Origin of the sequence: Varibaculum timonense (assembly GCF_027694345.1) — a bacterium.
GTDB classification, from domain to species: domain Bacteria; phylum Actinomycetota; class Actinomycetes; order Actinomycetales; family Actinomycetaceae; genus Varibaculum; species Varibaculum timonense_A.
The window spans coordinates 29511-53877 of record NZ_JAQEVU010000007.1 but is presented as its reverse complement, the minus strand read 5'-3'; the positions used below and the strand labels follow the sequence as shown (position 1 = coordinate 53877).

Annotated in this window: 20 protein-coding genes; 16 read left to right on the top strand and 4 right to left on the bottom strand. The window is 52.0% G+C overall.

The genetic code is table 11. The annotated features are described in order from the left end of the window. Positions 1-82 precede the first annotated feature (82 nt). Positions 83-829, bottom strand: a complete 747-nt coding sequence (locus PG728_RS07145; protein WP_072509210.1) for an alpha/beta fold hydrolase — start codon at positions 827-829, stop codon at positions 83-85. Between the two features lie 114 nt (positions 830-943). Here PG728_RS07145 and PG728_RS07140 point away from each other — a divergent pair, with 114 nt between their 5' ends. The 4 genes from PG728_RS07140 to pgi all read left to right on the top strand — a co-directional run bounded on the left by PG728_RS07140 (position 944) and on the right by pgi (position 7228). Next, positions 944-2170: an NADP-dependent isocitrate dehydrogenase gene (locus PG728_RS07140; protein ID WP_333558172.1), complete on the top strand. Its 1227-nt coding sequence runs from the start codon at positions 944-946 to the stop codon at positions 2168-2170. Positions 2171-2373: 203 nt separating this feature from the next. Continuing rightward, complete coding sequence (locus PG728_RS07135) at positions 2374-3216, top strand: substrate-binding domain-containing protein (RefSeq protein ID WP_270626689.1); 843 nt, start codon at positions 2374-2376, stop codon at positions 3214-3216. Positions 3217-3241: 25 nt separating this feature from the next. Next, positions 3242-5506, top strand: a complete 2265-nt coding sequence (locus PG728_RS07130) for a 6-phosphofructokinase (protein ID WP_270626687.1) — start codon at positions 3242-3244, stop codon at positions 5504-5506. Positions 5507-5530: 24 nt separating this feature from the next. Next, positions 5531-7228 carry a glucose-6-phosphate isomerase gene (pgi, locus tag PG728_RS07125; protein ID WP_270626685.1) on the top strand — a complete coding sequence of 566 codons (1698 nt, stop codon included), beginning with the start codon at positions 5531-5533 and terminating at the stop codon, positions 7226-7228. 363 nt (positions 7229-7591) lie between these two features. Here the strand turns inward: pgi and PG728_RS07120 are convergent, their stop codons facing one another. Both PG728_RS07120 and PG728_RS07115 read right to left on the bottom strand, forming a co-directional pair. Next, positions 7592-8440 (bottom strand): aldo/keto reductase, encoded by an 849-nt coding sequence (locus PG728_RS07120; protein ID WP_270626684.1) that lies wholly within the window; start codon positions 8438-8440, stop codon positions 7592-7594. 293 nt (positions 8441-8733) lie between these two features. Continuing rightward, positions 8734-9165 carry a GNAT family N-acetyltransferase gene (locus tag PG728_RS07115; protein WP_072509216.1) on the bottom strand — a complete coding sequence of 144 codons (432 nt, stop codon included), beginning with the start codon at positions 9163-9165 and terminating at the stop codon, positions 8734-8736. Positions 9166-9567: 402 nt separating this feature from the next. Here PG728_RS07115 and dnaK point away from each other — a divergent pair, with 402 nt between their 5' ends. From dnaK to PG728_RS07075, 8 genes are all read left to right on the top strand, one after another. Beyond that, positions 9568-11445 carry a molecular chaperone DnaK gene (gene dnaK, locus PG728_RS07110; RefSeq protein WP_270626681.1) on the top strand — a complete coding sequence of 626 codons (1878 nt, stop codon included), beginning with the start codon at positions 9568-9570 and terminating at the stop codon, positions 11443-11445. 105 nt (positions 11446-11550) lie between these two features. Further along, positions 11551-12339 (top strand): nucleotide exchange factor GrpE, encoded by a 789-nt coding sequence (gene grpE, locus PG728_RS07105; protein ID WP_270626679.1) that lies wholly within the window; start codon positions 11551-11553, stop codon positions 12337-12339. Between the two features lie 21 nt (positions 12340-12360). Next, positions 12361-13368, top strand: a complete 1008-nt coding sequence (locus tag PG728_RS07100) for a DnaJ C-terminal domain-containing protein (protein ID WP_270626678.1) — start codon at positions 12361-12363, stop codon at positions 13366-13368. Beyond that, positions 13368-13811: a heat shock protein transcriptional repressor HspR gene (locus PG728_RS07095; protein ID WP_270626676.1), complete on the top strand. Its 444-nt coding sequence runs from the start codon at positions 13368-13370 to the stop codon at positions 13809-13811. Before PG728_RS07100 ends, PG728_RS07095 begins: the two co-directional genes overlap by 1 nt. A 38-nt stretch (positions 13812-13849) precedes the next feature. Further along, complete coding sequence (locus PG728_RS07090) at positions 13850-14830, top strand: hypothetical protein (RefSeq protein WP_270626674.1); 981 nt, start codon at positions 13850-13852, stop codon at positions 14828-14830. A 274-nt stretch (positions 14831-15104) separates the two neighbouring features. Next, positions 15105-17726, top strand: coding sequence for an ATP-dependent chaperone ClpB (clpB, locus tag PG728_RS07085; protein ID WP_270626673.1), 2622 nt, complete (start codon positions 15105-15107; stop codon positions 17724-17726). Between the two features lie 282 nt (positions 17727-18008). Further along, positions 18009-19004, top strand: a complete 996-nt coding sequence (locus PG728_RS07080; protein ID WP_270626671.1) for a TetR/AcrR family transcriptional regulator — start codon at positions 18009-18011, stop codon at positions 19002-19004. 13 nt (positions 19005-19017) lie between these two features. Further along, complete coding sequence (locus tag PG728_RS07075; RefSeq protein WP_270626669.1) at positions 19018-19881, top strand: serine hydrolase domain-containing protein; 864 nt, start codon at positions 19018-19020, stop codon at positions 19879-19881. On the opposite strand, the gene PG728_RS07070 is transcribed toward PG728_RS07075, so the two are convergent. After that, positions 19878-20678, bottom strand: coding sequence for an exodeoxyribonuclease III (locus PG728_RS07070; protein ID WP_270626668.1), 801 nt, complete (start codon positions 20676-20678; stop codon positions 19878-19880). The two genes, PG728_RS07075 and PG728_RS07070, sit on opposite strands and share 4 nt — an antisense overlap. A gap of 41 nt (positions 20679-20719) precedes the next feature. Here PG728_RS07070 and pyrE point away from each other — a divergent pair, with 41 nt between their 5' ends. Genes pyrE through fbaA form a run of 4 tightly spaced genes read left to right on the top strand, consistent with a single transcriptional unit; the run spans position 20720 to position 23782 of the window. Then, on the top strand, positions 20720-21295 hold the full coding sequence (gene pyrE / locus PG728_RS07065) for an orotate phosphoribosyltransferase (protein ID WP_270626782.1): 576 nt from the start codon (positions 20720-20722) through the stop codon (positions 21293-21295). A gap of 2 nt (positions 21296-21297) precedes the next feature. After that, the gene (locus tag PG728_RS07060) at positions 21298-22071 is read left to right on the top strand and encodes an SDR family NAD(P)-dependent oxidoreductase (RefSeq protein WP_270626666.1); all 774 of its coding nucleotides are present in this window, start codon (positions 21298-21300) and stop codon (positions 22069-22071) included. 3 nt (positions 22072-22074) lie between these two features. Further along, positions 22075-22704, top strand: coding sequence for a TrmH family RNA methyltransferase (locus PG728_RS07055; RefSeq protein ID WP_270626665.1), 630 nt, complete (start codon positions 22075-22077; stop codon positions 22702-22704). 55 nt (positions 22705-22759) lie between these two features. Further along, the gene (fbaA, locus tag PG728_RS07050) at positions 22760-23782 is read left to right on the top strand and encodes a class II fructose-bisphosphate aldolase (protein ID WP_072509228.1); all 1023 of its coding nucleotides are present in this window, start codon (positions 22760-22762) and stop codon (positions 23780-23782) included. Positions 23783-24367: the final 585 nt, after the last annotated feature.

Sequence of the window (24367 nt, the reverse complement as noted above, 5' to 3'; positions counted from 1 at the left end):
GTTATGGGGGTGGGGACGTAGCCTGGCTACGTCCCCACCCTCGCTGTTTCACACGGGTTGCCTCGCCCCTAAGTGGTGGTAGTTAATTTGCTTTGCGGTTCATTTCAGCGCCTATTTGCGCCGTGAACTCTATGATTTGGCTGGCGACCGTAACTGGGTCAAACACCTGCAATAGGTGACGGGAAGAATCTGCCCGTACCAGGCGGGCATCAATGGCACGAGCAAACGCTTTCAGACCTTTCCAGGTTTTTCCACCTTTGCGATGGGCGGCAGAAATAACCAATTGCGGAAGTTGGTCGTCAAGCAAATCTATCTCTTGCAAATCTTTCCATGCCATATAAAAGGAGGGTTGCTCGCGGGCTGCCCCCTGGTAAAGCCAGGTTAATAGTTTTTGTTCCAACTTTTGATAAAGGGGCCCGGCGCCCTCGTTATTGCCCTCAAAAGAGGGGTCTATCTGGACGATTCCCACGGGTCGTATCCGGGAGGGACTGGAACTTTTGAGAATCTGCGCAGCCCAGACGCGCACCAACATCGCTCCATAGGAATGTCCAACCAGTATGACTGGAAGGGGGTTAGAGAATGTGGCTCCAAGGTGAAGCGCAGTTTCTTCTCCGCCCTCGCGCATCTCGGTTACTAGACTTCTCCAACTTACGTTCTCACTCTCACCGGGATTCAAAATAGTTGAGCGGGTAGAGCGGGCGCAATAAAATGCGCGACAAAGAATCGGAAAAGTCAGATTCCAAGATTGCATCGACCCTCCCAGCCCTGCCTCCAGCCAAATTAGGGGGGTGGGTTGAGCCGGGGCGCTAGTGCCAATCTGGATTTGCATACAGCTAATTTAAATCATCACCTAATAACTGGCAGTTCCAGATGTTACCAATTTATCTCGATGTCAAGTAAAGTTGATGTAAAGGACTTAAAACGAGATATTTTGGAGTTATTCATGGCAAAGATTAAAGTAGCTGGTCCGGTTGTGGAACTTGACGGCGACGAAATGACCCGGATTATTTGGCAGAAAATCCGAAATGAACTACTCCTTCCGTACTTAGATATGGATTTGCGCTATTACGATTTGAGCGTAGAAAACCGGGATGCCACCAGTGATCAGGTAACTATCGATGCCGCAAACGCGATTAAAGAACATGGGGTAGGGGTTAAATGTGCAACCATTACCCCCGATGAAGCCCGGGTAAAAGAGTTTGGGCTGCGGAAAATGTGGAAATCGCCGAACGGAACTATCCGCAACATTCTGGGTGGGGTAATCTTCCGAGAACCAATCATTATGGCTAATGTGCCGCGACTGGTTGGAGGCTGGACAAAACCTATCGTAGTTGCCCGCCACGCTTTCGGTGACCAATATAAAGCCACCGATTTCAAGATCCCTGGTGCCGGCACCTTAACCATAACTTTCCAGCCTAAAGATGGCTCTCAGCCCATTGAACATACCGTGGTTGAATATCCTGACAGCGGTGGAGTGGCTCTGGGGATGTACAACTTTAACGAGTCAATCAAGGATTTTGCGCGCGCCTGTTTCCGCTATGGTCTGCTCCGTGGGTATCCAGTCTACCTGTCCACTAAAAACACTATTTTGAAAGCCTATGACGGACAGTTCAAAGATATCTTCGCCGACATTTACGCTACCGAGTTCCAGGCGCAATATGAAAAAGCCGGTCTGCACTATGAACACAGATTGATTGATGACATGGTGGCTTCTTCCCTTAAATGGGAAGGCGGATATATTTGGGCCTGTAAGAACTACGACGGTGATGTGCAATCCGATACCGTAGCGCAAGGATTTGGTTCCCTAGGGCTAATGACCTCGGTACTTATGACCCCCGATGGGCGCACTATGGAGGCCGAGGCTGCTCACGGAACCGTAACCCGCCACTATCGGCGCTTCCAGCAGGGAGAAAAGACCTCCACCAACCCGATTGCCTCAATCTACGCCTGGACGCGCGGTTTGGCACATCGCGGAACCCTAGATAAGACCCCGGAAGTTACCCACTTCGCAAAGACGATAGAAGAAGTCGTAATCTCTACTGTCGAGGGCGGACAAATGACCAAAGATTTAGCTTGCCTAATCGCGCCCGACCACCCCTGGCTAGATACCGATGCTTTCATGAATGTATTGCAAGAAAATCTGGAGCAGCGTTTAAGGCAAGAATCCTAAATACTAGCCGGAAAAGTGCTGATTTTTTGGCAGGAATACGCTAGGAAATCATTTCTTTCAACATCAAAAGCGGGGCGGACGCAAAAATAAAGCGTCCGCCCCGCTTTTTCACTGGTTGCTTGGCGGAAATAGGCTAGTATTGATTAATGAACTAAGAGTTCAAGAGAAACTCAAGATTTGAACTCTGGCAAGGAGGGGAAATAGTGGCAAAGAATCCGCAGGCAGATACCCAAAGATATCTGTTTGTAATGCCGCCGATGCCGCACAGTTCTCCACTGGTTACTACCCTTTTGCGGGTGTTGTTTGAAAGTGCCAAGATGGGGTTTGAACTGGTTCCCATCCTCCTGAAAAGCGACGAGATAGACTTAGACTTTCTGGCTGAAACCTCGAAAGAAATCGGTCCGATTCTTCCTCTAGTTTCCTTTAGTAAAGAACAGAATAACCAGCTAGAAGCGCTGGGAGCGCCGGTAAAGAAAGCAATTTTCGCTACCGATTCGCCCCTATATCCAGTGGTAGCTGCCCTCTACGGTGCATCCGGACGGGCAATGGCTTCCCGAATGGTTTCCTCGGGGCATCGCAATTTGGTTTACCCCTGTTCTTCCAGCTCCCTGCTGGAAAACCTGAACCAACTGCGCTATGCGGGGGTACTCCAAGGATGTATTCTTGGGGGTTGTCCCACCCCTACTATGCTGACCACCGAATATAACTCTCCCAACCTATCGGGAGAATTGGTGCAACTATTTTCTAAAAATCCTGGTATCGATGGGTTTATCTGTCACAATGATTTCTTGGCAATGGAAGTTATCCAAGCCCTAAGAATGTGTGGTCGCATGGTTCCCAATGACTGCGCAGTAATCGGGGTAGGCAATGCCCCCGAAGGGCAACTTTTTAATCCGCCCCTCACATCAGTTGATTTCAATCCCGATGCCAGTGGACGGATTTATGCCCAAGCGCTCGGCGAATACTTGTCTGGAAAAAAGGTAGTAGCGCCTAATCCAGAAGAGGTAGATAAAATAATGACGCTGGTAGCCCGGGGAAGCGCCTAGGAGCCAGTCTTTAAGGGGAGGGAAAATGACCGACTCCGCAAAACCGCAGCCAAAACGGCTAGGAGTTTTAACCTCGGGCGGCGATGCCCAGGGAATGAACGCTGCGGTACGAGCTGTGGTACGTACTGCATTGAAAATGGGTGCTCAGCCGTACGCAATCCTGGAAGGTTGGCAGGGAGCTGTCACCGGTGGCGAAATGATTAAGCCGATGGGCTGGTCGGATGTTTCCAGCATCCTAAACAAAGGTGGCACTGTCATCGGAACCGCCCGTTGTAAAGAGTTCCGAGAACGTTCTGGGCTGCGTAAAGCCGCCAAGAACCTCCTCTTAAATGGAATAGATCGCCTAATCTCAATCGGGGGAGACGGTTCCTTAGCCGGAACCAACGAGTTCCAAGAAGAATGGCCCAGCCTGTTAGACGAACTGGTTACCTCCGGTGAACTCACCCCTGAGCAGGTAGCTGGACATGAAAAACTGCGGGTAGCGGGGCTGGTCGGCTCAATCGATAACGACTTAGTCGGCTTCGACATGACTATTGGCACCGATTCTGCTTTACAGCGAATCCTGTCTGCACTAGACGAATTATCCTCGACTGCCGCCTCCCATCGGCGTACTTTCGTAGTAGAGGTCATGGGCAGACACTGTGGATATTTACCCTTGATGAGCGCGGTCGCTCGTGGCTGTGACTATGTATTCATTCCCGAAGCGCCCCCCGAAGTTGGGTGGCAAAGCACCCTCGCCCAAAAACTTGCTGCCGGGCGGCAAGCCGGTAGGCGCGAATCAATAGTGCTGGTAGCAGAGGGAGCTATCGACCATGACGGCAACCCCATCACCGCTAATGATGTTTGTGATGCTCTCGAACAAGAAATGGGGGAGCGTCCTCACCTAACCATTTTGGGGCACGTGCAACGCGGCGGCACGCCCTCTGCCTATGATCGGTGGATGCCTACCGCCCTGGGATATGCGGCTGTTTATGAAGTTTTGAATCAAGACGAGGACTCCCAGCCGGTGATTATTGGTGCTCGGCATAACCGAGTGGCTCGTCTGCCCCTGATGAAAGCCGTCACTGAAACCCGGGCAGTCGCCAAGTTCACCAAGGCTAAAGAATACGGTAAAGCTGTGCAGGCTCGGGGACGCTCCTTTGCGGAAATGCTGGAAATTAATGAAGTAATGGCGGCTCCACCAACAGAAGAACCGCAAAAGAAAGATGCGAAACGAATAGCGATAATGCACGTAGGTGGACTTGCTCCCGGTATGAACACCGCGGCTCGGGCTGCCGTGCGTTTAGGAATCGCAGCCGGACACGAAATGCTGGGGATTTACGGCTCTTTTGAAGGGTTAATGTCCGGAAAAATTAAGCCTTTAGGCTGGGAAGACGTTGAAGGATGGGGCTTTGATGGGGGAGCAGAGCTGGGTACTTTACGCCAGATTCCCCGCGTCGAAGAATACTATGCAATCGGTCGAGCCCTAGAAGAACACCGCATTGATGCCCTGATGGTAATCGGCGGATATAACGCCTATCTTTCGATTAACCAGATGAGGCAAGAGACCTCTCGCTACCCGGCTTTCAAAATCCCAATGATTTGCGTACCGGCATCTATTGACAATAATCTTCCGGGTTCGGAAATCTCTATTGGAACCGATTCAGCGCTAAATAATGCGGTTTGGGCACTTGACCGGATTCGAGAATCTGCGGCTGCCTCCCGGCGCTGCTTTGTCGCTGACGCGATGGGACGGCATTGTGGGTATTTGTCCCTCATGTCCGGTATTGCTGCGGGAGCCGAATTGGTTTACCTTGACGAGAATCCCTACGATTTGCAAGATTTAACCGATGATGTGCAAATGATGCGCGATTCTTTCCAAGAAGGTCGCCGCCTCTGTCTGGTGTTACATAACGAAGAAGCCGGTGGTCGTTACAATCGTGAGTTCATTGCCTCCGTATTTGCGCAAGAATCAAAAGGGTTGTTCGATGTCAGACATTCTGCCCTGGGACATCTCCAACAAGGTGGAGAGCCATCCCCATTTGACCGTATTCTCGCTACCCGCCTGGTACGGGTAGCAATTCAAGAGCTAAATACGCAATTTGCCCAACAACGGACTGACCCCCTAGCCGTGGGGTTGAGCGCTAACGGGATTGAACCTTTCGGGCTAATGCAAATGCAAGAAAAGGTAGATACCCAGGTGCGTCGTCCTCTTGATCAATGGTGGCTACCGCTGACCGCTATTATTTCGGTGGTTTCGCGTGATGAATGGGATATTGAAGTCTCCCAGCTACCAATCATTGACCTCTAAGCTAAACATTTGAATAGGAGAAAAATGAACGCTGCTTTAGACCCGACAACCTGCCCTGCCTGGAAAGAGCTACAGGCTCTGTCTGAAGGTTTTAACCCCGACTTAGCAGAATGGTTTGCCAAAAATCCTGAGCGAGCAACACAGCTTAGTTTCACTGCCGCTCAACTGCACGTTGATTTATCGAAAAATCTGCTAACCGAGCCAGTGCTAGCAGCTCTAATGCGTTTAGCATCCCAAACCAAAGTCGAAGCTCACCGGTACGCCATGTTTGCTGGTGAGCATATTAACAACACCGAAGACCGGGCCGTGCTTCATACCGCCTTGCGGGGCAGCGCAGAAGATAATCTCCAGGTGGATGGGCAAAACGTTTCTAAGGACGTGGCGCAGGTTCTAGCGCGAGTTTACGATTTTGCTGAACGGGTTCGCTCCGGAGCGTGGCTAGGAATCACCGGGAAACCTATTAGCACCGTGGTAAATATCGGTATCGGCGGTTCGGATTTAGGTCCGGCTATGGCCTATGAAGCACTAATGCCCTACGTAAAAGCGGGCTTACAGTGCCGCTTTGTATCCAATATTGACCCCACAGATTTGTGTGAAAAAGTTAAAGACTTAGACCCGGAAACTACCTTATTCATCGTCGCTTCCAAGACATTCACCACCCTAGAGACTTTAACTAACGCCCGCGCTGCTCGGAGCTGGCTGCTTGAAAAACTTGTCGCTAATGGGGTTTGGGACGGCAAAAATAATCCCCAAGAATTAGACGCCTCCCAATCCCGGGAAGCGATTTCAAAGCATTTCGTAGCGGTGTCTACCAATCTGGAAGCCGTATCCGACTTTGGCATCAATCCCGATAACGCCTTTGGTTTTTGGAACTGGGTAGGAGGGCGCTACTCGGTAGATTCCGCAGTCGGTACTGCCTTGGCGGTTGCGATTGGTAAAGAAGGATTTGCTGATTTCCTTTCCGGTATGCGCGCTATGGATGAGCATTTCCGGACGGCTCCGCTCAGCGAGAACGTTCCGATTCTGATGGGACTCATCAACGTGTGGTACCGAAACTTCCTGCACGCACCTACCCACGCGGTGCTTCCGTATTCTCAGTATTTACATCGCTTCCCCGCATATTTGCAGCAGCTAACCATGGAATCAAATGGTAAAGCCGTGCGCTGGGACGGGCAGGCAGTGAGCTATGATACCGGTGAGATTTTTTGGGGAGAACCCGGAACTAATGGGCAACATGCTTTTTACCAGCTAATCCACCAGGGAACTCAAATGATTCCCGCCGACTTTATAGCTTTCGCCAACCCCACCTGGCCGCTTAAAGACGCAGACAATGATCAGCATGAGCTGTTCCTAGGTAATTTCTTTGCCCAAACCCAGGCGCTAGCTTTCGGTAAAACCGCCGAGCAGGTACGTGCCGAAGGCACTCCAGAACCTATCGTCCCTGCCCGGGTATTCCCCGGTAATAAGCCCTCCACCTCGATTATGGCTTCCCGGCTAACCCCCTCGGTATTGGGACAGTTAATTGCCCTCTATGAGCACATCACCTTTACCCAAGGGATCGTATGGGGGATTAACAGCTTCGACCAGTGGGGCGTAGAACTGGGCAAACAGCTCGCTAAGGCGCTCACTCCCGCAATCGCCGGTGACCGGGAGGTTCTGGAGCAACAAGATCCTTCGACTAAAGCGTTGATCAACTACTACCACGCCAATCGCGAACACTAGCCTTCAGCGTTGTTTATTGGAGGGCGGGGGTAGATTTTTCCTCCCGCCCAAGAAATAGGGGAAAGACGGAAGTCTTTCCCCTATTTCTTATGCCCACCGCACCCACTCGGATAAAATCTACCCCCGCCCACAGCTGGAACCAACCTGATTACTATGTTGCGCCGATACGCGCACGTATTACCATATAGGCAGGTCTTACGGTTGGTGCGGTAAAAGATGCGAGAGGCGACTTGAGCCGAGCGAAGCAAGGCTCACCAGAGCCCCGAGCGCTTTTACCGCACCAATCCCCCCGGGGAACCGCTATGGCTGTTCGTCAGGTGGGAGGAAAAGTCCAGGACTCGCGTTGTTGGCGGATACAGGGGGTTAGAGGAGAGCCATAGTGTCGGGGTGAGAACCGGTGCGTCCGTCCTCGCCCTTATCTAGAGAATCTAAATCCGCTTTAGTCTGTTCATCTAGCTGGAAATCAAAAATATCCAGGTTTTCTTTAATGCGATCGGGAGTAACCGATTTGGGGAAGAGGACGTCTCCGCGTTCAATCCCCCAACGTAACACCACTTGGGCAGGGGTTTTCCCTAGGCGTTTAGCGGCGGAAATAACTTTTTCATCTCCGAATATTGTCCCGCGGGCTAGCGGTGACCAGGCTTCGGTCAAGATGTTGTGTTCGAGGTGGAAAGAACGCAGCTGATTATTAGCGAAATGGGGGTGAATCTCCACTTGGTTCACGGCGGGCATTACCCCGGTTTCTTTCATCAGACGCTCTAAATGAGGTATCTGGAAGTTAGATACCCCGACGGTGCGTGCCCGTCCCTGTTGCTCGAACTCTAATAGGGTGCGCCAAGTTTGCACGAAATCACCGCCGTAAAGGGTCGGTAATGGCCAGTGGATTAGGAATAAATCCACATAGTCGGTGCGCAAATCCTCCAGGCTTTGCGCGAAAGAGCGACGCGCGTCCTCGGGCAGATGCTTATCATTGTTGAGTTTGGTGGTGAGGAAGATTTCCTCGCGGGGAATTCCGGATTCTTCAATGGCACGTCCCACTTCGGCCTCATTGTGATACATCTGCGCGGTATCAATATGGCGAATCCCTAAATCTAAAGCGTATTTAACCGTATCAACGCAATCTTCAGCGGAGATTTTGTAGGTTCCGAACCCAAATTGTGGAATCTGGTATCCGTTTGAAAGCTCCAAAGTGGGAATAGATGGGGTGCTCATAAAAACTAATCCTTATTTCTCGATTGCTATTGCCACCATTGTTACTCTCTTGAGCTAGTTTTGGCAGGTAATTGCTTTTTAACTCACGTCCAAGATTTTCCTAAGGGGATATTTTGGCAAAATAAAATCTTTTAACCTGGGTAAACGGTTAATAAATGGGTGATGTGTTTTATCTTGCATCTAACCTAAAACCTAAGCTTCCGCAAAGACGCGATGTTTCCTAAGGATGAGCTCGGGCAGGTAATCTCTTGCCTTAGCTCATCCGCGCGCTTACTGAAAGCAAGGCGTAGCGGCTAGTTATCGGCGTAGCGGTAAACATTGGTTTGTCGCTGCTTGAATCCGCAGCGTCGATATAGGCGGTTAGCGGCTTCGCGGGTGGGACGGGAGGTAAGGTCTACGGTTTTTGCCCCTACTTTTTTGGCGTGGCGCACCGCCGCTTCTACCAGTGCCTGACCTGCTCCCTGACCGCGGGCTGCTGAATCTACCACCACGTCCTCAATCCAAGCGCGCTTTCCGGTGGGGATTTTGAAGGTTGCTAACGAAAGCATCCCTAAAATCTTGCCCTCTTCGGAACGGAAAACCAAGAGATAAACCCCTTCTTGTTCGCAGAACTCTTTAATCTGTTGGGCGTTTAGCGCCTGGGCAGAACTGGATAGTTGGGGGATAAGGCGGGAAAATGCCTCTAGGAGTTCCTCACTGAACTCTTCGACCAGTTCTACTGCCATGATTTCTCCTTTTCCGGGTTTTCGGGAAGTTGCTACTTAGAAAAGATATATGCTGCAAGCGCAATTTGGGAAGAGATATTTGGGGGTGGGGGATTTTTTAGTTGAAAAGTCCCTCCCTCCCTTTGATTTTCAAGATGATTTCCCTGGTTGAAGCCGAATCTAGATTAATTGAGGCAAAAAGAGAGGGAAAAGGGGAATAAAAACCAGTCCTTAAGAGTTGAGCTAAGTAGACTCAGGTTTTGGGTTACAGCTTGATGTTTCGCCGAGATTTGGTAGCCTTGAGTGTGTAAGGCTCAAGGTTGCTTGAAGCGGAAAGCGGGGCAGATGTTGAAACGCTCGCTAGCTAGGTGAGAACCCGAGCCAACGAGACTGAAAACTAAATTATTAGGAAGGACAACAACTATGGCACGTGCAGTAGGTATTGACTTGGGAACCACCAACTCCGCGATTGCGGTTCTAGAAGGTGGACAGCCCACTATTATTGCCAACGCGGAAGGTCAGCGCACCACTCCCTCGGTAGTGGCATTCTCAAAGGCCGGGGAAGTTCTGGTAGGTGAAGTTGCCAAGCGTCAGGCAGTGACCAACGTAGATAGGACAATCGCGTCCGTGAAACGTCACATGGGGGACAGTTCCTGGACGGTAGAAATTGACGACAAGGAATACAATCCCCAGCAAATCAGCGCATTTATCTTGGGTAAACTAAAGAAAGATGCCGAGGAATATCTCGGGGACTCGGTTAAAGATGCAGTAATCACCGTGCCGGCCTACTTTAATGACGCGCAGCGTCAGGCCACCAAGGATGCCGGTAAAATTGCGGGACTAAACGTACTGCGCCTAGTAAATGAACCCACTGCGGCCGCCCTCGCCTACGGGCTAGAAAAGAGCGAAAAGGACGAATCTATCCTGGTGTTCGACCTTGGTGGTGGTACTTTCGATGTTTCCTTACTGGAAGTAATGAAAGACGAGGACGGATTCTCGACCATTGAGGTTCGCGCCACTAACGGAGACAATCACCTAGGTGGTGATGATTGGGATCAGCGCATCGTGAAATGGCTGGTGGACAAGGTGAAAACTAATACCGGTGTAGATTTGTCAAATGACAAGATCGCGATTCAGCGCCTACGTGATTCCGCCGAGCAAGCCAAGAAAGAACTCTCATCTGCGACCTCTACCCAGATTTCTTTGCAGTACCTGTCAATGGGCGAGTCCGGTCCGGTGCACCTAGATGAGCGTCTCACCCGCGCCCACTTTGAAGAAATGACCCAGGATCTGCTGGAACGCACCCGCAAGCCCTTCGAGCAGGTGATTGCAGATGCCAAGATTCAGGTCTCTGACATTGATCACGTAGTGCTGGTTGGTGGTTCGACCAGGATGCCGGCGGTAGCCGAGATGGTAAAGACTTTGACCGGTGGAAAAGAAGCCAATAAGTCGGTTAATCCCGATGAAGTGGTAGCCAGCGGTGCCGCCCTACAAACCGGAATTATCCAGGGAGATCGCAACGACGTCCTCCTAATTGACGTAACTCCCTTGTCGCTGGGAATCGAAACCAAGGGTGGGGTAATGACTACCCTGATTAAGCGCAATAGCGCGATTCCTACCAAGCATTCAGAGATATTCTCTACTGCTGAGGACAACCAGGATTCGGTGCTAATCCAGGTGTTCCAGGGGGAACGCACCTTTACTCGCGATAACAAGTCGCTGGGCACCTTCCAGCTCACCGGGATTTTGCCGGCACCGATGGGGGTTCCGCGGATTGAGGTTACTTTCGACATTGACACCAACGGGATTGTGCACGTTTCCGCGAAAGACCAAAACACCAATAAGGAACAGTCAATGACCATTTCCGGGGGGTCGGCTCTTTCTAAGGACGAGATTGACCGCATGGTTAAAGAGGCCGAAGCGCACGCGGAAGAGGATAAGAAACGGCGCGAAGAAGCTGATTTGCGTAACTCGGCGGAACAAACCGTTTACTCAATCGAGAAGCTGCTGAAAGATAACGCCGAAAAGCTCCCCGAGGAAATCGCTAAAGAGGTGCGGGAAGCATCCGACAAGGTTAAGAAAGCTTTGGAAGGCGAGGATATCGAGGCCGTGAAGGCAGCGATGGAAGAACTAAACACCAAGTCGCAAAAGATTGGGGAAACCCTCTACGCCCAGACCCAGGCAGAGGCCACGCAAAGCCAAGCTGAAGCGGGTGCATCCTCTGCGGAAAACGGTGAAGCGGGAGCCGAAGATGACGTTATCGATGCGGAAGTTGTCGATGACGAGGACGAAAACAAGTAATTCTTTACTCTCAAACTGTCGGGGGCGCTCGCGAAAGTGGGCGCCCCCTGGGCAGGAGGAAACAGTTTGGAAGAGCACAATGGGAAACGGAGGATAAAGATTAAGGTGAAAGATCCAATGAATCCGGCTTCGACTCCAGATACAGAAAATAATGGGGATTCTTCCCCAGAGCAGGGTTCGACCCCTCAGGTAGCACCGGACGCAGCGGAAAATGCTGATAACACTGCCGATTCGTCCTCGCAAGACGGTTGCAGTGACCTCGAAGATAGCGCCGCTGCCGTGCCAGGAGATGCACCGGTAGCTGAGGAAACTGAAAACCCAGATGAGAACGCGACTTTTGCGGATTTGGCTGCACGTTTGGGGGAAGAAATCAATGATGAAGACGCGCCAGTTGAAGAAGTGGCTAACGCGGGTGAATCAGATGCGGATAGCGTCCCTAACCAAGAAATAGAAAAACTTAAAGCCCAGGTGGCAGAGCTTAACGAACAGCTGGCGCGCTCAAGAGCGGAAATCTATAACTTGCAGCAGGAATACTCTGGGTATGTTAAGCGCAGCAAAACTGAGATGTCTGCCCATCATGCCGCGGGGAAGAAAGCGGTCTTGCAGGTTCTGCTAAGCGTCCTGGACGATGTGCAAGCAGCGCGTGATGCCGGGGATTTGAAAGGTCCTTTCGAAGCCATTGCAAAGAAAATGGAAAATACCCTGGAAACCAATTTTGGGCTAACTCGCTACGGCAGCGTTGGGGAAGAATTTGACCCGAACGTGCATGAAGCCTTGATGGCGCAAAGCGGTGGGGAGGGCGAACCCAGTATCGCCCAGGTACTCCAGCCCGGGTATAAAGTGGGCGAAAACGTTTTGCGGGCAACCAAAGTAATAGTCAATAACCCTGATTAGGGATTAAGGAGGTGAGCATTCATGGCAGGACAGGATTGGGTAGATAAAGACTTCTACGCTGCCCTCGGGGTGTCAAAAAAAGCAGATCAGGCCGCGATTAAGAAAGCTTACCGGAAACTGGCGCGTAAATATCATCCCGATCAAAACCCTGGTGATAAAGCCGCCGAGGAAAAATTCAAGTCGATTGGCGAAGCCTACCAGGTGCTTTCTGACCCGGAAAAAAAACGGCAATATGATGCGATTCGCGCTATGGCGGGCGGTGGTGCCCGTTTCAGCGCCGGCCCCACTTCAGGTCGTGGTGGGGCCGGAGGCTTCGAAGACGTGTTCGCCTCTATGTTTGGGGCAGGAACCGCTCCGGGGGGCGGCTCCGCTAGGTTTAACCTGGGCGAAGGCGATTTGGGTTCTATGCTGGGGTCGCTATTTTCCGGCGGAACGCGCGGCGGTTATGGCGCTCCCGGAGGTTTCGGATCTGGAGCTGGTGGCGGTTTTGGGCGTGAGAAAGGTCAAGATTTAGCTGCCGAGGTCACTCTAGATTTTGCTACCGCTATGTCCGGCAGCACGATGAAACTTGGGGTGGACGGGAAAACTATGACCGTACGCATTCCTGGCAAGATTCGTGACGGCAAGAAGCTGCGTCTGCGCGGGAAAGGGCGACCAGGGCCAGCGGGTAATGGCGACCTGGTGGTAACGGTACACGTCAAACCGGATTCGGTGTATTCCTTTGATGGGAAAGCCTTGCAAATGCAGCTGCCGGTCACTGCTGCTGAGGCGCTGGTAGGTGCGAAAGTACAAATCCCGCTCTTGGGAGGCAAACAAGCGACCATTAAGATTCCGGCAGGAGCTGACAGTGGAACCAAACTCCGATTACGGGGTAAAGGACTGGACGGTCTAGATGTGGTGGCCAGGGTGCAAATCGTTAATCCTGCCTATCCCTCTAATCGGGTGGTTGATATTGCGAAGCAGCTAGCGAGTGCGATTGCCGCAGATCACCCTGACTTTAATCCTCGCAGTCATCTTGAGGGACGCTAATGTCTGGCGGTATAGAAACTCTCTATGTGATTTCGGTGGCTGCCGAGCTTGCCGGTATGCATCCGCAAACGCTGCGGCAATATGACCGGATTGGGTTGGTGATTCCGCGGCGTACCAAGGGCAGGGGGCGTCGCTACAGCGCGCAAGATATTGCGGAGCTGCGGGAAGTGCAGCGCCTGTCTCAGGAAGAGGGGATGAATCTGGCGGGGATTAAACAGGTGCTCAAGCTGCAACGCGCCCTGTCTCGCTTGGTGGCAGAAAATCAGCAGCTGCGGCAACGGCTAGCTATTTATGAACGAGGACGAGGACGGGTATTTTCAGCCGGTCCCAATGGGGAAGTATCTCCCTTAACTAAATTTCCGACTTCTCGCGCTCCAGTTGGTCAGGAACTTGTGCCCTATTTACCTGGGCAAATAGTTCTTTGGGGTGGAAAGCGTTATTAGCCTTTACAATGGGGATAAATCTTTTTATGGGAGGAACAATGGGACAAACCCCGAATCAATTTGGAGCTAACTCAAATGATCAGGAGCAGTGGGTGCTTGATGGTCAGTTATATTCGGGAAATCCCGCGCAGGTGGGCAAGAATGACCATGCGCCCTCGGTATCAAATACTGTATCGCCCTCGCAAAATCCTGTAAATGAAGCTAGTTTTAGTGTTCCAAACGGCAATGGCGCTGCGCCCTTGCCTACAGCTTTCCCAGCAGGTGGCGCTACTCCTTCGCAGCCAGCAGGTAATGGCGGTGCTCCTTTACCGATTCCCCCCAGGTATCCAGACAGCGATTACTCTTGGAATACTAATTCACCAGCGGGAATGCCAGTTACGCCGGGACCGGGAAATATGGCGGCAGGCAGTTTTTCCGGATTAGGGGGTGGTTCCTCCTATCCGCCTCGCCCGGTGAAATCTCGCGCCGTACCGATTACGGTATTGGTTGTTGGGATTGTAATGATGCTAGTTGCTGCTCCGCTCGCGTTTTTTGGTCTGATAATTGGGTGGGCTACCGATACAGTCTCTGATTTTGACATGCTTGAGGGTAAAAACAGTATCGAGCGGGTAGACGAGTTTTCGGGACATACTGCACTGATAGTCGAAGCTAGTAACCCCAAGGATGTTAAATGTGAAGCTACTTTTAATGGCGAGGTTATAGAGCCTGAAAGTGGTGATTCGTTTGGGGTTGCGTTGGCTGAATCCTTGCAAGAGGACAAAAATGGGTCTGCCGTGTATTCCTATGCGATTAGTGGTTCGGGCAAACTTAAGGTTGATTGCACTTCTTCGTCCAATACTCAAATCGAGTCTATCGGTTTGATTCCTAATCTTTCTTTTGGTTTCCTAGGGTGGGTTTTTGGGATTCCTACTCTTATCGGGCTTGCCGGTTTGGGGCTGATGATTTGGGGGATTGTTTGGACGGTTAAACGGGGCAGGGATAATCGCCAAGCCTTGATTACCGCCTCTTATTATCGTTAGGGTTCTTAAATATTAGGATTCGTCTATCTTTTTTAGCTGACGTGAGGGTTCACGCTAGGTTTTAAGTCTTAAATCCTCTATTGCTATCTCTTTTCTGGGTTGATTTCTGCGCTTTTGCCTGGGCTTGATGTTTTAGAAAGCGGGGAGGGCGAATAGCGCTTTGAGAGGTGAGCGTGACTTAATAGGCAAGTTGAGTGGAATAAACTCAACTTTCAGGGTGTTGGACTAAATAGCAACACCCCATCCCACCCGGATGGGAACATGGGAGGAAAAAATGGAAACCAAACTTACTGTTAAATCACAAGCTGCCTTAGGGGATGCGGTACAAACCGCGCAGGTAAATAACAATCCCCAGGTAGAACCAGAACATCTGTTGAATGCGTTACTGGGACAAACCGACTCGATAGCCTTTGCGCTTCTGGACACGTTAGTACCAAATCGCACTCAGCAGATTAATGCGCCCCTCCATCAAATGCTGGGAAAACTGCCTAGCGTCACCGGCAGTTCCGTCGGAGAAGTGCAAACCTCCCTGGCTATGCGCCGCGTTATCAAGAAAGCCAGCGAACTGGCGCGTGAACTCAGCGATGAATACGTATCCACGGAACACCTGTTAATCGCCCTCGCCGATGAATCCGAGGGGGAAACTGGGGCTAGCCGGCTGCTAAATGCTGCCGGAGCCAGCGTGAAGGCGTTGCGTGCCAAACTCAAAGAACTTCGCAAAGACCCGGTCACGTCGCAAGACCCGGAAGCCTCCTTCCAGGCCTTGAAAAAATATGGTCGTGACCTGACGGAAGTAGCCCGTAGCGGCAAACTCGATCCCGTAATTGGACGCGATAAAGAAATTCGCCGCGTAATCCAAGTGCTCTCGCGGCGCACCAAAAACAACCCGGTGCTAATCGGAGAGGCCGGGGTAGGTAAAACCGCAGTGGTAGAGGGTCTAGCGCAACGGATTGTAGCCGGAGACGTTCCCCAATCCTTGCAAAATAAGAAACTGATTAGCCTAGATATCGGGGCGATGGTCGCGGGCGCCAAATATCGCGGCGAATTTGAAGAACGCCTGAAAGCCGTCCTCGAAGAAATCAAAAATGCCGATGGACAAGTGGTTACCTTTATTGACGAACTGCATACGGTAGTAGGGGCTGGGGGTGGCTCTGAGGGGGCGATGGATGCCGGCAACATGATTAAACCCATGCTGGCGCGCGGCGAACTACGGATGGTGGGAGCCACCACCCTGGACGAGTATCGACAAAATATCGAGAAAGACCCGGCGTTAGAGCGCCGCTTCCAACAGGTGTTCGTAGCCGAACCTAGCGTAGAAGATACGGTAGCGATTTTGCGCGGGATTGCCCCCAAATACGAGGCACACCATAAGGTTACGATTACCGATGGGGCGCTGGTGGCGGCGGCAAAACTATCCGACCGTTATATCACCGAACGTAACCTGCCAGATAAAGCTATTGACCTGATTGACGAGGCCGCTTCCCGGCTGCGAATGGAGCTAGATTCCAGTCCCGTGGAAGTAGACGAAAAACGTCGCCAGGTAGACCGACTGAAAATGGAAGCAGCCTACCTGGCAGATTCCGAAGGGGAAGGCCTAGATGAGCAGAGCAAAGCCCGGCTAGCAGACTTGCGCGCGGAAATCGCCAAGGAACAACAAGTCTTGGATGACTTGAATATACGGTGGGAATCTGAAAAAGCCTCCCGCAATAAAGTGGGGGATTTGCGCGCGCAACTCGATAAGCTAAACACCAAGCTAGAGCGGGCAATGCGCAGTGGCGACTGGGAAAAGGCTGGCCGGCTACAAAACGGAGAAATTCCGCAAATCCAGGCCGCGATTGCCGCTGCGGAAAAGCAGGAGCAGGAAAGCGGTGACTTACCGGTAATGGTAGTCGAAAAAGTCGGTCCTACCGAAGTGGCCGAAGTGGTGGAGTCCTGGACCGGGATTCCTACCGGGAAAATGCTGCAAACCGAAACCGAAAAACTGCTGCATATGGAAACCGAGATTGGTAAACGACTAATCGGGCAAGAACCGGCAGTTCAGGCGGTTGCTGATGCGGTGCGGCGCTCGCGGGCAGGAATCTCCGACCCTAATCGTCCGACGGGATCTTTCCTGTTCCTAGGGCCAACCGGGGTGGGGAAGACCGAGCTTGCCAAGTCCTTAGCGGCTTTCCTCTTTGATGATCCTGCCGCGATGGTGCGCATCGATATGAGCGAATACGGAGAAAAGCACTCGGTATCGCGCCTAATCGGGGCGCCTCCTGGATATGTGGGGTATGAAGAGGGCGGGCAGCTCACCGAGGCAGTGCGGCGGCGTCCCTATTCGGTAATTCTGCTTGATGAAGTCGAAAAAGCGCATCCAGAAATCTTCCATGTGTTGCTGCAGGTCTTAGATGATGGTCGCCTTACGGATGGTCAAGGGCGAGTGGTGGATTTTCGCAACACAATTTTGGTGCTCACCTCTAACTTGGGTTCGCAGTATTTGACTGAGAAAGACCTGGCAGAAGCAGAGAAAGAGCGGCTGGTTAAGGAAGCGGTGAAGAATCATTTCCGTCCCGAGTTCCTGAACCGTTTAGATGAGGTTTTGATTTTTAAGCCGCTCAGCCGGGCTCAACTCGCTAAAATCGTGGATTTGCAGTTGGGACAGCTGATGGAGCGTCTGGCTTCGCGCCGTTTGAAACTGAATGTGAGTGAGCAAGCGAAGCAGTGGTTAGCTAACCGCGGGTATGACCCGGCATTTGGGGCTCGTCCGCTGCGTCGCCTGATTCAAAGTGAGATTGGCGACCAATTGGCGCAAGGATTGTTGGCGGGCAAGTGGGAAGATGGCTCCGAGCTTACGGTGAAAGTTCCGGAATCGGTTATCCCCAACTCAGCTCGTTTTAATCTTCAAATAATTTGATGACAGTCCGTGTGGAAATCTTGAGGGTTATGTCTCGATGTCTAATCTGGGGTCAGTAAAACAAATGTTTAAATATGGTGGTTATTTGTTTATCTTATCCAGGTTGAACAGATTTTCGGGGGGGGGGTAAGTTCTTGTACCCAGAAGTAAAAATTAAAAAAATTGTTAATTCGTTATGTATTTTTCGGGGAAAGACTGTATCCTGGTTAAAGCTTAGGTATTCTTATGTAAGCGATGGATAGGACATAAGTACTAGGTGAAGTGAAGGGAGGGGATGCCCAGGTGCCCAAACCAGCACATAAGAGCGGGGAACGCGGGTCGTACGCCGGTGGCGTGGCTCGCCGTGAAGCCATACTTGACGCAACCGTAGATATGATTACGGAAGTCGGCTACCACGGTTTATCTATGCGCGACGTGGCTCGGCGGGTCGGCATTTCTCACCCTGGGGTTATCTACCATTTTCCCTCCAAAGAAGCCCTACTCATGGCGGTTATTGAACGCTATGAAGATCGCTCCCATTTCGATATTCAAGCAATGCGGCATATGCAGCCGTTTGAAGTGTTTAACGCCTTCACCCAGCTATCTACCGAGCTCAGCTCCAATCCCACAATCGTGGAAATGGAATGTATGCTCTCGGTGGAAGCCTCAAACGAAGTTCACCCGGCACATGATCACTTCGCAGCCCGATTTGAAGGGCTACAAAAGGTACTTACCTCTGCTTTTACTCAGCTACAAGAAGATGAGCTTATCAACCAGGATGCAGATCCTAAATCACTTGGTCATTCCCTGTTAGCCGAATGGTACGGGCTGCATATTCAGTGGCTCTATAACCGTGACGGGGTAGACGTAGTCGCCTCCCTCACTAACTTGATTATTAACCAGGTAGACTTGTCCAACCCCAAGGCACTGCGCGCCATCATGTCCAGCGGTTTTGCCACCCCCTCCGCAATGGCCGCTATCGAACAGGCTGCTGGTTTTACTTTGGAAGACCTGTTGGAAAAGGGCTACATCAGTCTTTCCTCCCAGGAAATGGAGAAATACGGTCTGTCGGATGTACCGGAAGAAATCTTGGACAAGATTGTTCGTTCCGGCATTCTAAACGCGAACGACCTCGAATACGCGCAGGAAAACCAGGCTCTCAGTATCGACTTGCTGGGGCGTTTGGTTATCAACAGCGTTCTCGAAACCGAGGAATACAACACTTTGGCGGATGTTGGCGTCGTGCCGCGTGAAGCGGTGGCGGCACTTACCGCAGTTATGGCTGCTCGTCCTTTCTAAGGATAATGCCGCTATGGCTTTTGACCCCGTAGCCGCAGTCCTAGCGCAATTTCCTTTTCCGGTTTCCTGCGCGCTTTTTTCCTTTAAATCTGCAACTTTGCCAGGGAGCTGTCAGCTGCTTGGAAGCTGGGGCGACCAGGATAAAGTCTATCCTTGGATGTCGGTCACCAAGCTGGTAACTTCCCGCACTATTTTGGGGGCAGTAGAAAACGGTGTCCTCGACTTGAGCGAGCCTCTGCCACAGCTAACAGGAGTAAGCGAGTCCCGCCCGGTAAGTGTTGCTGACCTGCTCGCGCACCGCAGCGGCCTGGGTCATGAAAAACGGGAGTTTACCCGCGCGACCGGTAGGCGCCGGGTGTATTCCAATTCTGGATATGAGATTCTTGGTGAACTACTCAGTCAGCGTTCCGGGATTCCTTTCACTACTTGGGCTCAAGAAATGGTGCTTTCACCCCTGGGAATAGAACGCCAACTGTCCGAATCGCCCGCCTGGGGAATGCACGGGAACCTCCGGGAACTCTTGGCATTTGCTATCGAGGCCGCCTGCCCGCGTTTCCTCTCCCCAAAGCTGTTTGCTGCCTGGTCGCGCAGTGATGGGATGCAGCTACCTGGGGTAGTGCCTGGCTATGGCTTTCACCGCGACAATGCCTGGGGATTGGGCTGTGAAATCCGCGGCGCCAAAGACCCACACTGGACGCTGCCTGGCTCCAGCGAGGATACTTACGGCCATTTTGGGCAATCCGGATCCTTCCTGTGGATTGACCCTACCTCGCGTTTGGGAGCAGTCTTTTTAGGGCAAGAGCCTTTCGGCGCCCTCCACAAGCAGCTATGGCCGAAGCTAAACCGTGCCCTGCGGGAAGTAGCCCAAACCGCTTAATGGATCTTGGGAGCCACCTCTAAAATCACCGGTACGTGGTCAGATGCCCCTTTGCCTTTACGTTCCTCGCGCAAAGACTGCGCCCCCGTGACCCGTTTTGCCAGGGCAGAGGAGCAGTAGGCAAAATCAATCCGCATTCCCTCATTTCGCGGGAAACGCAGCTGTTTATAGTCCCAATAAGTGTACTGATCAAACAGGTCGCGGGTAACTTCGGTGAAACCGGCATCTGCGAAAGCGAAAAATGCTTCCCGTTCCGGCCTAGACACGTGAGTGGAGTCTGCAAACACCTCCATATCCCACACATCCTGGTCAAAGGGGGCGATATTCCAGTCACCCATCAGTGCTATTTGTGCCTGGGAATCCACCTCTAACAGCGAGGACGTATATTCGCGGAGCCGCTCTAGCCAGGAGAGCTTATAGCGGTAGTGAGGGTGAGAAAGCTCCCGCCCATTGGGAACATAGAGGGAAAAGACCTGCACCCCGCCACATTTTGCGCTGATTGCGCGCGGCTCCACTACCGGTTCCTTCCCCGGATTGCCGTAGGCGGGTTGCCCAGAGAAATCCCGCTGCACGTCCTTAAGACCCACCCGAGAAATAATCGCCACCCCATTCCATTGGTTCGCTCCATGCGCCGCGACCTCGTATCCGGCAGCGGAAAAAGGTTCATAAGGGAACTGTTCGGGGCGACATTTGGTTTCTTGTATCGCCAAAACATCAATGTTTTCCCGCTCTAAAAATGCGCTTACCCGCTCATATCGGGCGCGAATGGAATTAACGTTCCAAGTTGCAATCCTCATGTGCTAACCATATCGGTTACAAAACCGATAAACTGAATGTCATGACCGCTAATGATTCTCAAAAGGCTCGTTTGGTTTCCTTAATCAAAGAGCTATCTGTTAAATACGGCGATTTCACGCTGGCCAGTGGCAAAAAATCCTCATTCTATATTGATTTGCGGCGTTCAACTCTGCATCATGAGGCTTCAGTGCTGATCGGGCATGTATTACTTGACCTGCTAGAAGAAGCCGGCTTTCTGCCAGAGGATATTGACGCAGTCGGCGGGCTGACCATGGGAGCCGATCCGGTGGCCTTCGCGATTATGCAAGCGGCGGCTTCGCGCGGACTCGATATTGATGCGTTTGTGGTTCGTAAAGAAGCTAAAGATCACGGAATGGGACGCCAGATTGAAGGCCCAGATATTGCGGGCAAACAGGTGGTAATCGTGGAAGATACTTCCACTACCGGCGGCTCTCCTATTCAAGCAGCTCAGGCGGCAGAAAAAGCAGGTGCTAAAGTACTCTGCGTGGCGGTAGTGGTAGACCGCGGTGATGTAGCGAAGCAAAAGGTTAATCAGGCTGGCTGGAAATATCTGGCGGCGCTGGATTTGGCAGATTTAGGAATCGAGGGGGATTAAAGATGTCATGGGTTTTAGTAACTGGGGCTTCCAGTGGGCTAGGGCTAGAGTTTTGTAACCAGCTCGCAGGGCGCGGACACAATGTGGTGATGGTTGCCCGCCGGGAAAATGTTTTGGTGACCGAGGCGCAACGCATCGAGAATTACTATGGGGTTACCTGCGAGGTTCTACCCGCAGACTTGGCTACCCAACCGGGGCTTAAAGCGGTTGCGCGCCGCTTGGCTGCCTCTGAACGCCCGATTTCGCTGCTGGTTAATAACGCTGGTTTCGCCCTGGCAGAAGATTTTGTGGACGGGTCCGCCTCCCAACAGGTGCGGGGGCTAAACGTGATGGTGAGGGCGGTAATGCTGCTGTCACAAACCGCGGCCTCTCGGATGCGCAAGCGTGGACGGGGCGCAATTTTGAATGTGTCCTCGGTAGCTTCCGGTACTGCGATGGGAACCTACGCTGCCCATAAGACCTGGGTGGAAATCTTTAGTTGCGCCCTCGCCGAGGAACTGCGTGGCAGTGAAGTACAGGTAATGGCGCTGAAGCCCGGCACTACCGATACCGGCTTCTTCAGTAAAATCACTACCAAAATCGAGGACGTGCCCACTATTGCCCGGCTAACCCCGGACTACGTGGTGGAACAGGCCTTGAATGACTTGGCGCGTGGCAAGGTCATCTCGGTGCCTTCCCTAATCTTTAAGCTGATGAGCTTCCTAACCTGGAAAGCTCCCCGCTCCCTGGTGTGCCATTTCACCGGTTACCTCCAGCGTGACCGTTTCCGGGTCTAGGGTATGGCTAACGGAGTTGGACCTTGGCCGGGAGGGCCGGAACACTGGCCAGAGGGCGAGCATTGGGATCCGGATTTGCTGGCGGGAGGCGACCGCCGGAATGTGGAAGATCGTTTCCGCTATTGGCGGCGGGATGCTATTCGCGATTTCCTAGACAGTGAACGTTTCCCGTTCCAGGTGGCTATCGAAAACCTCGACCATGATTTCAATATCGGATCCATTGTGCGGTCTGCTAACGCGTTTGGCGCTAACTCGGTACATATTGTGGGGGTACACCGCTGGAATAAACGCGGCGCGATGGTAACTGACCGCTACCAGCATGTAGACCATTTCCCGGACGCTTCCTCTTTTGCGCATTGGGCGCGGCAGAGCGGGATTACCTTGATTGGGATTGACAATGTTGAGTGTTCTCAGCCTCTAGAGGGCGCGCAGTTACCGCAGCGCTGTTGCCTGGTCTTTGGCTCTGAGGCGAACGGTTTGAGCCCAGAAATGATTGCGGAATGTGCCGCAGTTTACGAGATTACCCAATATGGATCTACCCGGTCTATCAATGTAGGAGCAGCTGCCGCCGTTGCCATGTGGGCGTGGGTGATTCAACATAACAAAACCGTGGGACACAAGACCCTGCACTAAGCCTGACCTTGTGAGAGAATGAGACCCGTAAGAACTTTAGAAAAGGAGGGCCACAGTGCCAATCGCAACCCCTGATGTTTATAACGAAATGCTTAACCGCGCTAAGGAAGGCAAATTCGCCTATCCCGCGATTAACGTGACTTCTTCCCAAACGCTGACCGCCGCGATTCGCGGTTTTGCCGAAGCTGAATCTGACGGCATCATCCAGGTTTCCTCCGGTGGTGCGGATTTCTGGTCGGGCTCCACTGTGAATGACCGGGTAGCTGGTTCCCTGGCTATGGCCGCTTATGCTCGTGAAATCGCCAAGGGCTACAACGTTACCGTGGCACTGCATACTGACCACTGCTCGAAAGAGAAAATTGATGGTTGGATTCGCCCGCTAATGGAACTGGAAGCTGAAGAAGTAAAGGCTGGGCGTCTGCCTTTCTTCCAGTCTCATATGTGGGATGGCTCGGCTGTACCGCTAGAAGAGAACCTGGAAATCGCCAAGGAAATGCTAGAGCTGTCCGTTAAAGCCAACACCATCCTAGAGGTTGAAATCGGGGTTGTCGGTGGCGAAGAAGACGGCGTTGTTGGGGAAATCAACGAAAAGCTGTACACCACTGCTGAAGATGGTCTAAAGACTGTTGAAGCTCTAGGTTTGGGCGAGAAGGGTCGTTACATTACCGCTTTGACCTTCGGGAACGTACACGGTGTTTACAAGCCCGGTCACGTTAAACTGCGCCCAGAAATCCTAGGCGACATCCAGAAAGAGGTCGGAGCTAAAGTCGGTAAAGAAATGCCGTTCGACCTGGTAATGCATGGTGGTTCTGGCTCTACTGCCGAGGAGATTGCTACTGCGGTTCGCAACGGTGTTATCAAGATGAACGTAGATACCGATACCCAGTACGCCTTCACCCGTCCGGTAGCTGACTGGATGCTAAAGAACTATGACGGTGTGCTGAAGATTGACGGCGAGGTCGGCAACAAGAAGCAGTACGACCCGCGTTCTTGGGGCAAAGCTGCCGAAGCTGGTATGGCGGCGCGCGTAGTTGAGGCTTGTGAACGCCTCGGCTCGGTCGGCACCAAGATGAAGTAACTCTGCTGTTTAGCTAGTTACCTAAAGATTCAAGGGTAGCCCTGGCGGATTTTCCGCCAGGGCTACCCTTTTTCTTGCGCTTTTCGTGGGTTAATGCCGGGTTAATACCCAAAAGGGCATTAGCTCGGCATTAGCCCCTTTTTGTTACCGAAACTTACTACCGGAAACAAGATCGCCCTCCCGTAACCTAATCACTTTCCTGGCACTACGTATTTAAGGGACAAAACCACCCTCCCGCGATATGAATACCCTCAGGTGACAAACCTGCCCTCCCAGAATCGAGTTACCCTCCCGTAACCTAATCACTTTCCCGGCACCACGTATTTAAGGGACAAGACCACCCTCCAGCGACAGAATTGCCCTCCGGGGTTGGTGTTTTTGGGTGGATAATTCGTATTTTTCTTGTCTGTGGAGGGTGTTTCTGTTTGTGGAGGGCGTTATTGTCTGTGGAGGGTGCTTTTGAACAGGGAGGGTGTTTTTGCTCGCGTTTCTTCCTGATACCTGACGAAATCGCCCTCCAGGGAGGGTGGTTTTGTCTGATGGGGGTGGTTTTGCTGGCTTTTTTTGCCGATTTTTTGACTGAAT

What these genes read in the sequence shown, in the direction of transcription:
- PG728_RS07145 (WP_072509210.1), bottom strand. Translation starts at nt 829, where the DNA reads ATGCAAATCCAGATTGGCACTAGCGCCCCGGCTCAACCCACCCCCCTA.
- PG728_RS07140 (WP_333558172.1), top strand. Translation starts at nt 944, where the DNA reads ATGGCAAAGATTAAAGTAGCTGGTCCGGTTGTGGAACTTGACGGCGAC.
- PG728_RS07130 (WP_270626687.1), top strand. Translation starts at nt 3,242, where the DNA reads ATGACCGACTCCGCAAAACCGCAGCCAAAACGGCTAGGAGTTTTAACC.
- pgi (WP_270626685.1), top strand. Translation starts at nt 5,531, where the DNA reads ATGAACGCTGCTTTAGACCCGACAACCTGCCCTGCCTGGAAAGAGCTA.
- PG728_RS07120 (WP_270626684.1), bottom strand. Translation starts at nt 8,440, where the DNA reads ATGAGCACCCCATCTATTCCCACTTTGGAGCTTTCAAACGGATACCAG.
- PG728_RS07115 (WP_072509216.1), bottom strand. Translation starts at nt 9,165, where the DNA reads ATGGCAGTAGAACTGGTCGAAGAGTTCAGTGAGGAACTCCTAGAGGCA.
- dnaK (WP_270626681.1), top strand. Translation starts at nt 9,568, where the DNA reads ATGGCACGTGCAGTAGGTATTGACTTGGGAACCACCAACTCCGCGATT.
- PG728_RS07100 (WP_270626678.1), top strand. Translation starts at nt 12,361, where the DNA reads ATGGCAGGACAGGATTGGGTAGATAAAGACTTCTACGCTGCCCTCGGG.
- PG728_RS07095 (WP_270626676.1), top strand. Translation starts at nt 13,368, where the DNA reads ATGTCTGGCGGTATAGAAACTCTCTATGTGATTTCGGTGGCTGCCGAG.
- PG728_RS07090 (WP_270626674.1), top strand. Translation starts at nt 13,850, where the DNA reads ATGGGACAAACCCCGAATCAATTTGGAGCTAACTCAAATGATCAGGAG.
- clpB (WP_270626673.1), top strand. Translation starts at nt 15,105, where the DNA reads ATGGAAACCAAACTTACTGTTAAATCACAAGCTGCCTTAGGGGATGCG.
- PG728_RS07075 (WP_270626669.1), top strand. Translation starts at nt 19,018, where the DNA reads ATGGCTTTTGACCCCGTAGCCGCAGTCCTAGCGCAATTTCCTTTTCCG.
- PG728_RS07070 (WP_270626668.1), bottom strand. Translation starts at nt 20,678, where the DNA reads ATGAGGATTGCAACTTGGAACGTTAATTCCATTCGCGCCCGATATGAG.
- pyrE (WP_270626782.1), top strand. Translation starts at nt 20,720, where the DNA reads ATGACCGCTAATGATTCTCAAAAGGCTCGTTTGGTTTCCTTAATCAAA.
- PG728_RS07060 (WP_270626666.1), top strand. Translation starts at nt 21,298, where the DNA reads ATGTCATGGGTTTTAGTAACTGGGGCTTCCAGTGGGCTAGGGCTAGAG.
- PG728_RS07055 (WP_270626665.1), top strand. Translation starts at nt 22,075, where the DNA reads ATGGCTAACGGAGTTGGACCTTGGCCGGGAGGGCCGGAACACTGGCCA.